Below are 14,247 nucleotides of genomic sequence, written 5' to 3'. Positions count from 1 at the left end.
GGGCGCGATGCCTCAGGAGCGCGCGCCCCGGTGCGCCGGCAGCCACCCCCTGGCGAACTCCACCGCCGCCGGCAGGCGGAACAGGCGGGCCGGTGCGGAGCCGACGGGGGACGTGCGGACGGGGGCGCCGGAGCGTTCGAAGTCCGTGCCGAGGGTGGCGAAGTCGCTGTCGTCCAGGGCGACGTCCTCGTACGTCCACCAGCGGCGCCGGGTGCCGTCGCGGACGACGCAGCGGTAGGTGCGGCGCGGCGGGGAGGGGGCGCGGTACTCCGCGAGGTGGAAGGCGGTGCAGGTGGCATAGCCGGTGCCGAGGAGGAGGACCTGGGCGTGGAGGTCGTCGAGGCGGGCGAGCGGGGAGTCCTCGCCGAGGTGGCAGTCGGGGCGGTGGCCGGCGAGCACGGCGGCTGCCAGCGGGCCGACGGCCGCGAAGGAGGTCTGCGGGTGGGCGCTGCGGGCGGCGCCGGGGGAGCGGCGGACCGTCTCGGCGAGCCGGCCCATCGACGGGGCCGGGGTCGTCGCGGGGTCGAACGCGGGCATCGCCGCCCGTACCGCCTCGCGAGCGTCGGCGTCCAAGCCGTGGACGCGGGCGCGGTAGTGCGGGGAGGTGTCGGAGTTCTCGGGGGTGAACGCCGGGACCACGAGTGTGCCCTCCGGCCCCAGGGCCTCCCGCAGCGCGCGGACGACCGTGTCCGCCCCGCCGTCCACCCGCCCCACCGCACGCAGTGAGGCATGCACCATCAGCACACCGCCCCGCTCGACACCGAGCGCGGTCAGCTGCGCGGCCAGCAGGGCACCGGTGTGGGGCGCGGCCGACGGGTTCGCGGTCCGGGGGTGGGTCACAGCGCGCCATCATCCCAGCCGGGACCGCGGTGTGACACCCCGCACATCTGACCGCGGGGGACTCGAGAGACCGCCAGCCGGCCGACGCCGGATGAGCAAGGGGGAACCGGCCGGCCGATGTCGGATGGTCGCGGGGGTCGTCAGCCGGCCGACGCCGGATGAGCGCGGGGGACCGTCAGCCGGCCAGCGCCGGGATCTCGATCGCGGGGCACCGGTCCATGACCATGTCGAGTCCGGCCGCCCGCGTCCGCTCGTACGCCCGCTCGTCGATCACCCCGAGCTGGAACCAGACGGCCGAGGCGCCGATCGCCACCGCCTCGTCCGCGACCGCCCCGGCCAGCTCGCTGTTGACGAAGACGTCCACCACGTCGACCGGGAAGGGGATGTCGGCCAGGGAGGCGTAACCGTCCTCGCCGTGCACCCGCTCGGCCTTCGGGTGGACGGGGACCACGCGCTTGCCGAAGCGCTGGAGCACCTCGGCCACGCCGTAGGCCGCGCGCGAGCGGTTGTTGGACAACCCCACCACGGCCCAGGTGTCGCCCGTGTCCTTGAGAATCCTGCGGATCGTCTCGCTGTCTGCGTACATGATCCGCACAACCGACCGCCGCTCCGGACCATTCCCGCCCCTGCGCATAGGCTGGCCGGATGCAGGACCAGTACCGCACCGTCGCCCGCGCGGGCGTGCACGAGACCGAGATCAACCGGTCGCGTTTCATCTGCGCCCTCGCCCCCGCCGCCACCGAGCAGGAGGCGCAGGACTTCGTCGCCGCCGTCCGCAGGGAGCATCCGACCGCCACCCACAACTGCTTCGCGTACGTGATCGGCGCCGACGCCTCCGTACAGAAGGCGAGCGACGACGGCGAGCCCGGAGGCACGGCGGGCGTGCCCATGCTCCAGATGCTCACCCGGCGCGAGATGCGGTACACCGTCGCCGTCGTCACCCGCTACTACGGCGGTGTGAAGCTCGGGGCCGGCGGGCTGATCAGGGCGTACGGCGGAGTCGTCGGCGAGGCCCTGGACGCCGTCGGCACCCTCACCCGCCGGCGGTACCGGATCGCGACCGTCACCGTCGGCCACCAGCGCGCCGGCCGCCTGGAGAACGAGCTGCGCGCGACCGGCCGCAAGGTCCGCGACGTCCGCTACGCCGAGGCCGTGACCATCGAGATCGGGCTCCCGGACGCCGACGTCGACGACTTCCGCCGCTGGCTGGCGGACGTCACGGCGGGCGAAGCGGAACTGGAACTGGGGGCGGAGGCATACGGGGACGCGTAGCCGCCGCACTGCCCGTCGACCCGGGGCGAGAAGGGCGCCGAGGAGGGGAGGGCTGGGGGTGGCGAGTGCGGTCTCCGAGCGACCGTACGGCGGCGGTGACTGATCGGTCACGGCCGAAACGAGGACCCCTTTGATAGCGTCCCGCCCACCTCTGGGAAACCCGTCACGGAAGAACTGTTATCGCAGCCGCCCGCCCCGGTCTCCCAGTCATCGGGCATCAACAGCGGCGCACACGACAGGGAACTTCTCATATGACCCATCAGCACACGGTGGATCCGGCGGCACTGGTGACCGCCGCCCTCAGGGGGGAGACGGGGGCGAGGGACGCGCTCGCGGGGGCGTACCTCCCGCTGGTGTACAACGTCGTGGGCCGGGCGCTGAACGGTTCGGCGGATGTGGACGACGTGGTGCAGGAGACCATGCTGCGCGCGCTGGACGGGCTGCACACGCTGAGGGCGCCGGAGCGTTTCCGCTCCTGGCTGGTGGCGATCGCGATGAACCAGGTCCGCTCGCACCGGCAGGACCGGCGGTCCGCGCCGGGCGCGCTGGAGGAGGCCCGGGAGTTCGCTGATCCGGGCGCCGACTTCGTCGGTCTCACGATGACGCGTCTGCAGTTGTCGTGGCAGCGCCAGGAGACCGCGCGGGCGACACGCTGGCTGGAGCCGGAGGACCAGGGGCTGCTCTCGCTGTGGTGGCTGGAGTGCGCGGGCCGGCTCGACCGCTCCGAGGTCGCCGAGGCCATGCGGCTGTCCCCGCAGCACACGGCGGTGCGGGTGCAGCGGATGAAGGCCCAGCTGGAGACGGCCCGGGTCGTCGTCAGGGCGCTCGACGCACGGCCCTCCTGCGAGGAGCTGCGCGTCGTCCTCGGCTCGTGGGACGGCCGCCCCTCCGCTCTGTGGCGCAAACGGATAGCCCGTCACGCCCGCGCATGCCCGCGGTGCTCGGGTCTGGGGGCCGGGCTGATGCCGGCCGAGGGTCTGCTGGCCGGGCTGGCCCTGGTCCCCGTGCCAGCCGCCCTGTTCGCGCTGTGGCCCGCCCCGGACGCCTCGGCGGCCACGGTGGCGCAGTCCTTCGACGCGACCGTGCCCGTGGCGCGGGCCGGTGGGCCCGCGATACCCCACGCCCCCGGGCGACACCGTTCCGGGGGCGCGCACGGGCCGGGAGGGCGCACGGCCTCCCGCGCCGACCTGCGCCGGCGCCGACGGCTCAGGCGGCGCGCCGCCGGTGGCGCGGTGGCCGTGGTCTGCATAGCCGGCGGGGGCCTCTGGTACGCCTCCCTCGGCCCCGGCCCCGGCGGTGCGACCGAGATCGAGAGCGCGTCCGGTACCCCGTCGGCCCCCCTCACCGACCTCGCGGCGTCCGGCGCCCCCGGCACCGCGCCCCCCTCCGCGACGACGTCACCGTCCCCCTCGCCCTCGCCGTCCGCGAAGAAGAGCACGTCCCCGCCGCCGAGCCCCGAGGCGAAGAAGCCGAGCCCGGCGGCCACCCCGACCCGGACGTCCGCCCCGCGCACATCGAGCGCCCCCGCCCCGCGCCCCACCCCGGCGGGCGCCGCGGCCCAGGTCGTGGCCCTCGTCAACAAGGAGCGCGCCGCCGCCGGCTGCGGCCCCGTCACCGAGAACGCCCGGCTCACGACCGCCGCCCAGCGCCACTCCGACGACATGGCGGCCCGCGGTTTCTTCGAGCACACCAACCCCGACGGCGCCGGCCCGGGGCAGCGCATCACCGCGGCCGGCTACCGCTGGTCCACGTACGGCGAGAACATCGCCGCCGGCCAGCAGACCCCCGAGGCCGTGATGAACTCCTGGATGAACAGCCCGGGCCACCGCGCCAATATCCTCAACTGCTCGTTCAAGGAACTCGGCGTGGGCATCCACCGGGGCGGCGGCGGCCCGTGGTGGACCCAGGACTTCGGCGCGGGGCTCTGAATCCGCCCGCCGAGCCGAGCACTTGTTCCACTTCGATACTTCCGTCAGTGTTTCTAGCGCTTTACTCATGTATGGGCGTTTTGGTTTACTCCTGCTTCTCGGCTTCGTGTCGAACGCGTCAGCGGTGATGGGACACTGTGGTGCGTGAGGGAGCAGGGGCAGAAGCACGCACCCGGGGCGGACACCGCCCCGGGCCGCACGGGCACCGTCGCCGCCGCCCTGCCCGCGCGTCCCTCGCCGCCGCCGCGCACGCGGTGCACGGGGAAGCGGAACACGCAGGTCGGAGCCGGCTCTTGAGGATCTTGCACACGTCCGACTGGCACCTGGGCCGGTCGTTCCACCGCGTCTCGCTGCACGAGGCGCAGGCCGCCTACCTCGACCACCTGGTGGACACCGTCCGCGAGCAGCGGGTCGACGTGGTGGTCGTGGCGGGTGACGTGTACGACAGGGCCGTGCCGCCGCTGTCCGCGGTGGCACTGTTCGACGACGCCCTGCACCGGCTGGCCGACGCCGGGGTGCCCACGGTGATGATCTCCGGGAACCACGACTCGGCCCGCCGGCTCGGCGTCGGTGCCGGACTCCTCGGCCGTTCCGGCATCCACCTGCGCACCGACCCCGAGCGCTGCGGCACCCCGGTCCTCATCCCCGACACCCACGGCGACGTGGCGTTCTACGGGCTGCCGTACCTGGAGCCGGCCCTCGTCAAGGACGTCTTCAAGGCGGACCGGGCCGGGCACGAAGCCGTTCTGACGGCGGCCATGGACCGGGTGCGGGCCGACCTCGCCGGGCGGCCCGCGACCACCCGGTCCTTGGTCCTCGCCCATGCCTTCGTCGCGGGCGGCGAACCGAGCGACAGCGAACGCGACATCACCGTCGGCGGGGTGGCCGCCGTCCCCGCCGGGGTCTTCGACGGGGTCGACTACGTGGCCCTCGGCCATCTGCACGGCTGCCAGACCGTCTCGGAGCGCGTCCGCTACTCCGGCTCGCCACTCGCGTACTCCTTCTCCGAGGCCGACCACCGCAAGACCATGTGGCTGATCGACCTCGACGCCACGGGCGGCATCGCCGCCGAGCGCGTCGACTGCCCCGTCCCGCGCCGGATCGCCCGGATCCGCGGGCGGCTCGACGACCTGCTCGACGACCCCGCCCTCGACCGCCACGAACGGTCCTGGGTCGAGGCCACGCTCACCGATCCGGTGCGCCCCGCCGAGCCGATGGCCCGCCTCACCCAACGGTTCCCGCACACCCTCAGCCTCGTACTGGAACCGGACCGCACCCCGGAGGACCCGCACACCTCCTACGCCCAGCGCCTGCGCGGACGCGACGACCAGAGCATCGCGGAGGACTTCGTGGCCCACGTCCGCGGCGGATACGGAACCGACGAGCACGAGCGGACCGTCCTGCGCCGGGCCTTCGACCACGTCCGCGTCGACGACGCGATGAACGAGGTGGACCGATGAGGCTCCACCGGCTCACCGTCACCGCCTTCGGCCCCTTCGGCGGCACCCAGGAGATCGACTTCGACGCCCTCTCCTCCGCCGGTCTCTTCCTGCTCCACGGGCCCACCGGCGCGGGCAAGACCTCCGTCCTCGACGCCGTCTGCTACGCCCTGTACGGAGCGGTGCCCGGCACCCGCCAGAGCCCCGGCACGACGCTCCGCAGCGACCACGCCCCGGCCGACCTCCCCACCGAGGTCCGCCTCGACCTCACCGTCGCCGGCCGGCGGCTGGAGATCACCCGCCGCCCCGCTCAGCCCCGGCCCAAGAAGCGCGGCGGCGGCCACACCACGGAGAAGGCGCAGAGCTGGCTGCGCGCCCACGACGCGGAGCGGGGCTGGCAGGCGCTCAGCCGTTCCCACCAGGAGATCGGCGAGGAGATCACCCAGCTCATCGGGATGAGCCGGGACCAGTTCTGCCAGGTGGTGCTCCTGCCGCAGGGCGACTTCGCGCGCTTTCTGCGGGCCGACGCGGAGGCCCGGGGCAGACTGCTCGGCCGGCTCTTCGACACCCGCCGGTTCGCGGCCGTCGAGGAACGGCTCGCGGAACTGCGCCGGACCGCCGAGCAGCAGGTCAGGACCGGGGACGAACGGATCCTCGCCCTCGCCCAGCGTCTCGCCCAGGCCGCCGGACCGGCTGGACGCGAATGCCCCATGCCTCAGGTCCAGCCGGGCGAACCCGGTCTCGCGGACGCGGTCCTGGGCTGGGCCGCGACCGCCCGCAGCGCGGCCCGGGAACGGCTCGACCTGGCCCGCGCCCACCTGACCGCCGCCGAGCAGCGGCACACCACCGCCCGCACCGCACTGGACGAGGCACGCGAACTCGCCGCGCTCCAGGACCGCCACGCCGAGACCCGCCGCCGCGCCGACGCCTCCGAGGCCGGCCGCCCCCGACACGACGAGGCCCGTGCCCGGCTCGATCGCGCACGCAAGGCGGACCTCGTCGCCCCGGCCCTGGAGCTGAGGGAGGAGGCCGACCGCGCGCACCGGCGCGCGAGCGCCGCCCGCGACCGCGCACGCGGGCTGCTGCCCGGCAGCCTGGCCGACGCCGGCGCCGACCAGCTGGCGGGGCTGGAACGCCGGCTCCGCGAGGAACTGGGCGGGCTCGACGCCGCCCGCCGCGCGGAGCGGCGGAGCGCGGAGATCGACGACGAACGCGCCGCCCTGGACCGCCAGGCCCGCGTGGACGACGACCTGCTGCGCGAGAGCGAGAACTGGCTGGCCGACTGGGAGTCCGCCCGAGCCGCGTTGCACGCCCGGATCGAGGAGGCCCAGGAAGCCGCCACCCGGGCCGAACTCCTGGCCGGCCGCCTGGATCCGGCCCGCCGGCGCCTCGACGCCGCCCGCCACCGGGACGCGCTCGCCACCGAGACCGCCGAGGCGGAGCGCCGGCTCGGCGCCGCCCGTGAGCACGCGCTGGGCGCCCGGGAGGAGTGGCTGGGGCTTCGCGAGCGGCGGCTGCGCGACATCGCGGCCGAACTCGCCCGGCATCTCGTCGACGGCGAGGCATGCACGGTGTGCGGTTCCGCCGACCACCCGAGGCCCGCCCGCGCCGGGGACGGACACGTCGACCAGGCGGCGGAGGACGCCGCCGAGGCCGCCCACCGCCGCGCCGAACAGTGGCGTACCGACGCGGAACACGCCCTCTCCGCCGTACGCGAACGCTACGCGGCGGCACGGGCCAAGGCCCGGGAGGGCGCCGAGCCGGAACACCCGGCGGCGGACGGACCCGCTCCCGATGCCCCGGCCCAGCGCGCGGGCGGCGCGGAGACGACCGCCGACGGGACCACGGACGGCCACGACCCCGAGGTCCCGGCGCAGTCCGGTCAGCGTGCCGCGACGTCCCCCGCCGCTCCGCCGGACCCCACCGTCGAGGAACTCGCCGCGCTCGTCGACACCCTCACCCGCGAGCACGCCCAGGCACACCGGACCGCCGCGGGCACCCACGCCGCCCGGGAGGCGCTGGCGGCCGCCGAGCGCGAACAGGCCCGGCGGGCCGACGAGCGCCGGCAGGTGGAGCGCCGGGCCGCCGCCCGGACCTCACGGCGCGAGGGGCTCGACCGCGAACAGGCGTCCCTGGCCGAGGTGCTGGCCCAGGCACGGGGCGCCTCGGGCACCGTCGCCGAGCACGCCGCACTGCTGCAGCGGAGAGTCGAGCTGCTCGCCGACGCGGCGGCGACGGCACGCGAGGAGGAGAGCGCCGCCGCCCGGCTGAAGGAGGCCGACGACCGGCTGGCCGACGCCGCCTTCCGGGCCGGCTTCGACACCCCCCGGGCCGCCGCCGACACCCTCCTCGACGACGCCGCGCAACGCGCACTCCAGCACCGCATCGACGCCTGGCAGGCCGAGGCCGCCGCCGTCGCCGACCGGCTCGCCGAGACCCGGACCCGGGCCGCCGCCGAGCGGGAACCCGCCGACCCCGACACCGCGCACCGTGCCTACGCCACGACCGAGCGCCTGCTGCGGGAGGCATCCACGGCCCTCGCCTCGGCCCGCGAACGCTGTGCCGAACTGGACAGGCTGTCCGCCCTGACGGAGCACGAGGTGCGCCGCCTCGGCCCGGTGCGCGAGGAGTACGAACGCGTCGCACGGCTCGCCGGGCTCACCGCCGGCACCTCGGCGGACAACGAGCGCAAGATGCGTCTGGAGTCGTACGTCCTGGCCGCCCGCCTCGAACAGGTCGCCGCGGCCGCCACCGCCCGGCTCCAGCGGATGTCGTCCGGCCGCTACCAGCTGGTCCACTCCGACGCCCGCACCGGCGGCCGCCGGGCCGGCCTGGGGCTGCACGTCATCGATGCCTGGACCGGACGCGAACGCGACACGGCGACCCTCTCCGGCGGAGAGACGTTCTTCGCCTCCCTGGCCCTGGCGCTCGGCCTTGCCGATGTGGTCACCGACGAGGCCGGCGGCGTACGCCTCGACACGCTCTTCATCGACGAGGGTTTCGGCAGTCTCGACGAGCAGACGCTCGACGAGGTGCTCGACGTGCTCGACTCCCTGCGCGAACGGGACCGCAGCGTCGGCATCGTCAGCCATGTCGCCGATCTGCGCCGCCGCATCCCGGCCCAACTCGAAGTCGTGAAGGAACGGAACGGCTCCGCCGTACGGCACCGGACGGTGGACCCGGCCGGCGACTGACCGCCCCGCCGGACGCGACGGCACACCCCCGGCCGAACCCGACGGCTCCGCGCAGGGGGCGCGCACCGGTTCCCGGCAGGGGACCGAGCACCGCCCCCGCCCCGTCGGCCGCCCCGGACGAGCGCGGCTGTCGGCATCTACGGCCGAGGCGCCCCGCCGCACGACGGGGCGGGTCCGGAACCCCCGTTCGGACCCGCCCCGGCCGGCCGTCAGAGCTTCGACAGCTCGTCGACCAGGTCGTCCAGACCCAGCGGCCCCTGGGACAGCGCGGCCATGTGCCAGGCCTTGAGGTCGAAGGAGTCCCCGTGCGCGGCGCGGGCGTTCTCGCGGCCGAGCAGCCACGCCCGCTCGCCCAGCTTGTAGCCGATGGCCTGACCCGGCATCGAGAGGTAGCGGGTCAGCTCGCTCTCCACGAAGTCCGCCGGACGGCCGCTGTGGTTGCCGAAGAACTCCTGCGCCAGCTCCGGCGTCCAGCGCTCGCCCGGATGGAACGGCGAGTCCGCCGGGATCTCCAGCTCGGCGTGCATGCCGATGTCGACGATCACCCGGCAGGCGCGCATCATCTGCGCGTCCAGATAACCGAGACGGCGCTCGGCGTCCGGCAGGAAACCCAGCTCGTCCATCAGCCGCTCCGCGTACAGCGCCCAGCCCTCGGCGTTGGCGCTGACGATGCCGATCGACGCCTGGTAGCGCGACAGGCTGTCCGCGACGTGGACCCACTGCGCGAGCTGGAGGTGGTGCCCCGGAACGCCCTCGTGGTACCAGGTCGAGACCAGGTCGTAGACCGGGAACCGCGTCTCACCCATGGTCGGCAGCCAGGTGCGCCCCGGACGCGAGAAGTCCTCGGACGGACCCGTGTAGTACGGGGCGGCCGCGCCGCCGGGAGGCGCGATACGGGACTCCACCCGGCGCACCCGCTCCGCGAGTTCGAAGTGCGTGCCGTCCAGGGCCTCGATCGCCTCGTCCATCAGGTTCTGCAACCAGGCCTGGACCTCGTCGACCCCCTCGATGTGCTTGCCGTGCACATCGAGGTGGGCCAGCGCTTCCCACGGACCGGAACCCGGCAGCACCTTCTCCGCCTCGACGCGCATCTCCGCCAGCAGCCGGTGGTACTCCGACCAGCCGTAGGCGTACGCCTCGTCCAGATCCAGATCCGTACCGTTGAAGTACCGCGACCAGCGTGCGTACCGCTCCCGGCCCACCGTGTCCGGCTCGCCCTCGACGGCCGGCGCGTAGACGTTGCGCATCCAGTCGCGCAGTTCCACCAGCGCGGCGGTGGCGAGCGCGGCGCCCTCGTCCAGTCCGGCGCGCAGCGCCTCGGGACCCGGGGCCACGAACTCCTGGAAGAAGCCGGTCCCGTCCGCCCCGATCCACTCGTCGAGCTGGCCGACGAACGTGGCCGTCGCGCGCGGACCGCCGAACAGCTTGCGCTCCAGACCCTGGGCGAGGCAGGCGCGGTACCCCGACAGCGCACCCGGAACGGCACGCAGCCGCTCCACCACGGCCGCCCAGTCCTCGTCCGTCTCGGTGGGCGTCACCGTGAAGACATCGCGCACCGCATGCGCGGGGGAGTGCAGGTTCGACACGGCGCGCAGCGCCTCATCGGCCTCGTGCACGGCGAGTTCCGCCGTCAGCCGCTCACGCAGCAGGCGGGCGCAGCGGCGCTCGGCGTCATCGGCGGCGCCCGGCAGCTCCTCCGCCCGGTCCAGCCGTGCGAGCGTGGTGCGGGCCAGCTCGGCCAGGGCTTCCTGGCCGGCCGGGGAGAAGTCGGGAAGGCGGCGCGAGCTCTCCGCGACACCCAGATAGGTGCCGGAGATCGGGTCGAGTTCGATGAACGCGTCGACGTAGGCGTCGGCGACCTGGCGGGGCAGCGCGCTGCTGGTGGAGTCTGACATGTGGACATCCTCATACACGGACGGCCCCCGAGTCACTATCAATCGGCCTCATGGGCCTGACTCGGCCGGGAGCCGGCCGGCACTCACCCCGATCCGGGCCGGGGCGCGGCGGCCGGCGGCAGCAACGGGCCGCAGTCCCACTGCTGGAAGATCAACCGCGTCTCGACCCGGGCCACCTCCCGCCGCGAGGTGAACTCGTCCAGCACCAGACGCTGGAGATCGGCCGTCCCGGTCACCGCCACATGGACCAGATAGTCGTCGGGGCCGGTCAGATGGAACAGCGCCCGGGACTCGGGCAGCGCCCTGATCCGCTCGACGAACGGCCCGATCAGCTCCCTCCGGTGCGGTCTCACCTGAACCGACAGCAGCGCCTCCAGACCGCGTCCGAGACGCGCCGGATCGAGCCGCAACTGATGGCCGAGAATGATCCCCGAGCGACGCAGCCGCGCCACCCGGTCCAGACAGGTCGACGGCGCGACCCCGACCTCGGCCGCGAGCTCGCGATAAGTGGTCCGGGCATCGTTCTGCAGCAGCCGCAGAATATGCAGATCCACCGTGTCCAGGGCGACGGAATCGGTCATCCGCCGAACGTAACACGGGGCCATCCCCGTACTTCCCGGGCGGTGTTCAAGCTCGGGTCCATGGACACCGAACCCTCGCTCGCGCCCTCGACGACACCCCCGTCCCGGGCACAGGCCACCGAAGCCGTGCACGCCGGCCGCGACGACCTCGCGGCCCTCGGCCTGCACGCCCCGCCCATCGACCTGTCCACCACCTACCCCTCCCACGACTCCCGGGGCGAGGCCGAACGCATCGACGCCTTCGCCGCCAACGGCGCCCGGCTCGACGGCCCGCCCGTCTACTCCCGTCTCGACAATCCGACGAACGCCCGCTTCGAGACGGCGCTCGCCCGCCTCGAAGGGACCGAGAGCGCCGTCGCCTTCGCCAGCGGCATGGCCGCCCTCACCGCCGTCCTCCTCGCCCGCGCCGCCGAGGGACTGCGCCACGTCGTGGCCGTACGCCCCCTGTACGGCTGTAGTGACCACCTGCTCGGCGCCGGTCTGCTCGGCACCGAGGTCACCTGGACCGATCCGGCCGGGATCACCGACGCCCTCCGCCCCGACACCGGACTGGTCATCGTCGAGACGCCCGCCAACCCGACCCTCGCCGAGGTCGACATCCGCGCCGTCGCCCACTCCTGCGGCTCGGTCCCGCTGCTCGTCGACAACACCTTCGCCACCCCCGTCCTCCAGCGTCCCGTCGAGCACGGGGCACGCCTCGTGCTCCACAGCGCCACGAAGTACCTCGGCGGCCACGGCGACGTGATGGGTGGAGTCGTCGCCTGCGACGAGGCGTTCGCCGCCCGCCTCCGGCAGGTGCGCTTCGCCACCGGAGGCGTCCTCCATCCCATGGCCGGATACCTCCTGCTGCGCGGCCTCTCCACCCTCCCGGTACGGGTCCGCGCCGCCTCCGGCAGCGCCGCGGAACTCGCCCGCCGTCTCTCCGTCGACCCGCGCGTCGCCCGTGTCCACTATCCGGAGATCGGCGGCGCCATGGTCTCCTTCGAGGTGTACGGCGACCCGCACCGGGTGACCGCGGCGGTGCGGCTCATCACCCCCGCCGTCAGCCTCGGCAGCGTCGACACCCTCATCCAGCACCCCGCCTCCATCAGCCACCGCATCGTGGACGAGGGCGACCGGCATGCCTCCGGTGTGGGCGACCGGCTCCTTCGTCTCTCCGTCGGCCTCGAAGACGTCGAGGACCTGTGGAGCGACCTCTGCCAGGCCCTCGGCGGGGACGTCGTGCCGGCCGCCGGCCGCGCCGAGGACGCCTCTCCGGTGCGGGCGGCGACGGCCGGCACGGCGGTCCGGTAACGCCGGGCCTCCGAATCGCCTGCCGGGGCCGCCCCTTGCCTGGGCCCCCGGGGCACCCGCCGAGGCCGCTCTCCGGGGACGCCGTCATCGGCCCCGGTCGCGAACTCCGGTGCCGATGACGGCGCTGGTGCCTGGTGTCTCGTGCCCGGTGCCGAGGGCTGGTCGCGGCGTCGGTGTCAGTGCTCGATCTGCTCGTACGGGGGCAGAGCCGGGGCCGGCGTCGCGCCCAGCCGGGCGGTGATCACCAGGGTGCCCTCCTCTATCTGGTAGTCCAGGGGCAGTGAGAGCGCGCGCATCGCCGCGACCATGCCGGTGTTCGACGCCTGCGTGACCGCGTACACGCTCTCGCAGCCCGCTTCGGCTGCGAGCCCCGCCAGCCGGGCCAGCAGCTCCGAGCCGATGCCCCGCCGCTGCCACTCGTCCTCGACGAGCAGCGCGACCTCGGTCTCGTCCCCGTCCCACAGGAGGTGGCCGAGGGCCACGGTCCGCCCCGACGCGGTCTGCGCGGCGAGCGTACGGCCGAAGCGCGGGCTCAGCAGGTGGTCGAGGTAGCGGTCGGCATCGCCGACGGGGCCGTGGTACCTCAGGCGCAGGGTCTGCTCGGAGCAGCGGTCGTGCATGGCCCGAGCCGCTTCGAGATCGCTCCGGTCCGCGCGGCGGACGGTGATCGCATTGCCCTCGGGCAGGGTGAGCACGTGCTTCCCGCGCGGAACCCGGGGGCCGAGCCGGGCATCGAGCTCGACCAGGGCGCGCGCTCGTGCGAACTCCGTGGGCGTGAAGGGGAGATAGGGCCGCTCCACGGTGATGACGCCGCCCGACGGATCGCGCAGCCGCATCACCGTCTCCTCCAGGACCCCTTCGACGGGTGCGGTCTCTCCGGTGGACCGTCCGCTGACCGATACGGCGGGCAGTGAGTGGATGGTGCACCGGCCGAGCAACTGCCTGAGCGCGAGTGGGAGTTCCGCGGCATCCAACGCGGTCCGCGTGGCCAGGCCGAGAACCCGGGTCGGGGCGTCCACCAAGTCATGGGCATCGGCCCGCTCGATCCAGGTCGAGCTGCCGCCCGCCTCGGACACGGCCCGGGTCAGTCGCGCGGCCGGAAGGGCGACGGGGGCCCGCAGCAGGAACTCGTCGACCGTACCCTCCGCCAGCGGGTGCGTCTGAAGGGTCAGAATGTCGACATGGTGACGTGCCAGCTCCATGCACAGCGCCGCCAGACTGCCCGGCGCGTCCCGGACCGTGGTGCGCATCCGCCACAGCACCGTCTCGCCCGGTTCGCGCTCCGTCTCCTCCGCCGCGTCACGCACCCCCTGTGCCGGCACGGCCCCGGTACGCGCAGCCCAGGACGAGGCGGTCCCGCCCGCAGCGTCCCCGGTGTCCGGCGGAGGGGCGTGACTGTGGCGCCGGGCCCACCACGTGTGGAACGCGGCCGTGGCCGTGAGCGCCACGGCCGAGGCGATGAGCAGGTACGGGCCGTCCGGCTGGTGCCCGATCAGGTTCGCGATCGCATCGGCCACGGCGACGGCGGTGAACAGAGCGGCCAGCTCGATCAGATCCCGCCGCCAGTGGTGGGGGCGGCGGGCATTCTTCGCGGATGTCATATCAGTCATGACCTCACTGTGGTGGAACGGTGTTGCCTGATCACGAACGCTCTGTGACCGATCGGTTAAGTGTCGGTCTGGTCGCCTATCGTCTGTTTCCCATTGGTTGTCATGCGGACTTCTCCTGGAGTTCTGGACGAGGACAGGCTCTCGTCCTCGGGCGTTCCGTCCCGGTAGGTGCCCGGCCGGGGCTGGGGTTGGTTC

General features: G+C 74.2%; 10 protein-coding genes. 5 read left to right on the top strand and 5 right to left on the bottom strand.

Annotation, left to right across the window (positions count from 1 at the left end; all coding sequences use genetic code 11):
- Positions 1-12: 12 nt before the first annotated feature.
- Positions 13-840, bottom strand: coding sequence for an aminoglycoside N(3)-acetyltransferase (locus ACWCXC_RS05515; protein ID WP_450886770.1), 828 nt, complete (start codon positions 838-840; stop codon positions 13-15).
- A 175-nt stretch (positions 841-1,015) separates the two neighbouring features.
- Positions 1,016-1,426: a CoA-binding protein gene (locus tag ACWCXC_RS05510; protein WP_450680028.1), complete on the bottom strand. Its 411-nt coding sequence runs from the start codon at positions 1,424-1,426 to the stop codon at positions 1,016-1,018.
- Positions 1,427-1,485: 59 nt separating this feature from the next.
- On the opposite strand from ACWCXC_RS05510, the gene ACWCXC_RS05505 reads away from it, so the two are divergent.
- The 4 genes from ACWCXC_RS05505 to ACWCXC_RS05490 all read left to right on the top strand — a co-directional run bounded on the left by ACWCXC_RS05505 (position 1,486) and on the right by ACWCXC_RS05490 (position 8,673).
- A complete protein-coding gene (locus ACWCXC_RS05505) occupies positions 1,486-2,112 on the top strand; it encodes a YigZ family protein (protein WP_450886768.1) in 627 nt (208 codons plus the stop codon).
- A 251-nt stretch (positions 2,113-2,363) separates the two neighbouring features.
- Positions 2,364-4,040: a sigma-70 family RNA polymerase sigma factor gene (locus tag ACWCXC_RS05500; RefSeq protein WP_450680030.1), complete on the top strand. Its 1,677-nt coding sequence runs from the start codon at positions 2,364-2,366 to the stop codon at positions 4,038-4,040.
- Between the two features lie 293 nt (positions 4,041-4,333).
- Complete coding sequence (locus tag ACWCXC_RS05495) at positions 4,334-5,500, top strand: exonuclease SbcCD subunit D (protein ID WP_450886766.1); 1,167 nt, start codon at positions 4,334-4,336, stop codon at positions 5,498-5,500.
- Positions 5,497-8,673: an AAA family ATPase gene (locus ACWCXC_RS05490; RefSeq protein WP_450886764.1), complete on the top strand. Its 3,177-nt coding sequence runs from the start codon at positions 5,497-5,499 to the stop codon at positions 8,671-8,673. Before ACWCXC_RS05495 ends, ACWCXC_RS05490 begins: the two co-directional genes overlap by 4 nt.
- 209 nt (positions 8,674-8,882) lie before the next feature.
- On the opposite strand, the gene ACWCXC_RS05485 is transcribed toward ACWCXC_RS05490, so the two are convergent.
- Together ACWCXC_RS05485 and ACWCXC_RS05480 are read right to left on the bottom strand one after the other, a co-directional pair.
- The gene (locus ACWCXC_RS05485) at positions 8,883-10,568 is read right to left on the bottom strand and encodes a DUF885 domain-containing protein (RefSeq protein ID WP_450886762.1); all 1,686 of its coding nucleotides are present in this window, start codon (positions 10,566-10,568) and stop codon (positions 8,883-8,885) included.
- Between the two features lie 83 nt (positions 10,569-10,651).
- A complete protein-coding gene (locus tag ACWCXC_RS05480; RefSeq protein ID WP_450680034.1) occupies positions 10,652-11,149 on the bottom strand; it encodes an Lrp/AsnC family transcriptional regulator in 498 nt (165 codons plus the stop codon).
- Positions 11,150-11,209: 60 nt separating this feature from the next.
- Here ACWCXC_RS05480 and ACWCXC_RS05475 point away from each other — a divergent pair, with 60 nt between their 5' ends.
- Positions 11,210-12,442, top strand: a complete 1,233-nt coding sequence (locus tag ACWCXC_RS05475) for a trans-sulfuration enzyme family protein (protein WP_450886760.1) — start codon at positions 11,210-11,212, stop codon at positions 12,440-12,442.
- Between the two features lie 176 nt (positions 12,443-12,618).
- On the opposite strand, the gene ACWCXC_RS05470 is transcribed toward ACWCXC_RS05475, so the two are convergent.
- Complete coding sequence (locus ACWCXC_RS05470) at positions 12,619-14,043, bottom strand: GNAT family N-acetyltransferase (protein WP_450887016.1); 1,425 nt, start codon at positions 14,041-14,043, stop codon at positions 12,619-12,621.
- Between the last annotated feature and the right edge of the window lie 204 nt (positions 14,044-14,247).

Source organism: Streptomyces sp. NPDC001515 (genome assembly GCF_053597115.1).
The sequence above is the reverse complement of the archived record's forward strand: the minus strand, read 5'-3'. Positions and strand labels throughout refer to the sequence as shown.

Coding starts and splice junctions, on each gene's coding strand:
- ACWCXC_RS05510 (WP_450680028.1), bottom strand. CDS start 1,426: ATGTACGCAGACAGCGAGACGATCCGCAGGATTCTCAAGGACACGGGC.
- ACWCXC_RS05505 (WP_450886768.1), top strand. CDS start 1,486: ATGCAGGACCAGTACCGCACCGTCGCCCGCGCGGGCGTGCACGAGACC.
- ACWCXC_RS05500 (WP_450680030.1), top strand. CDS start 2,364: ATGACCCATCAGCACACGGTGGATCCGGCGGCACTGGTGACCGCCGCC.
- ACWCXC_RS05490 (WP_450886764.1), top strand. CDS start 5,497: ATGAGGCTCCACCGGCTCACCGTCACCGCCTTCGGCCCCTTCGGCGGC.
- ACWCXC_RS05485 (WP_450886762.1), bottom strand. CDS start 10,568: ATGTCAGACTCCACCAGCAGCGCGCTGCCCCGCCAGGTCGCCGACGCC.
- ACWCXC_RS05480 (WP_450680034.1), bottom strand. CDS start 11,149: ATGACCGATTCCGTCGCCCTGGACACGGTGGATCTGCATATTCTGCGG.
- ACWCXC_RS05475 (WP_450886760.1), top strand. CDS start 11,210: ATGGACACCGAACCCTCGCTCGCGCCCTCGACGACACCCCCGTCCCGG.
- ACWCXC_RS05470 (WP_450887016.1), bottom strand. CDS start 14,043: ATGACATCCGCGAAGAATGCCCGCCGCCCCCACCACTGGCGGCGGGAT.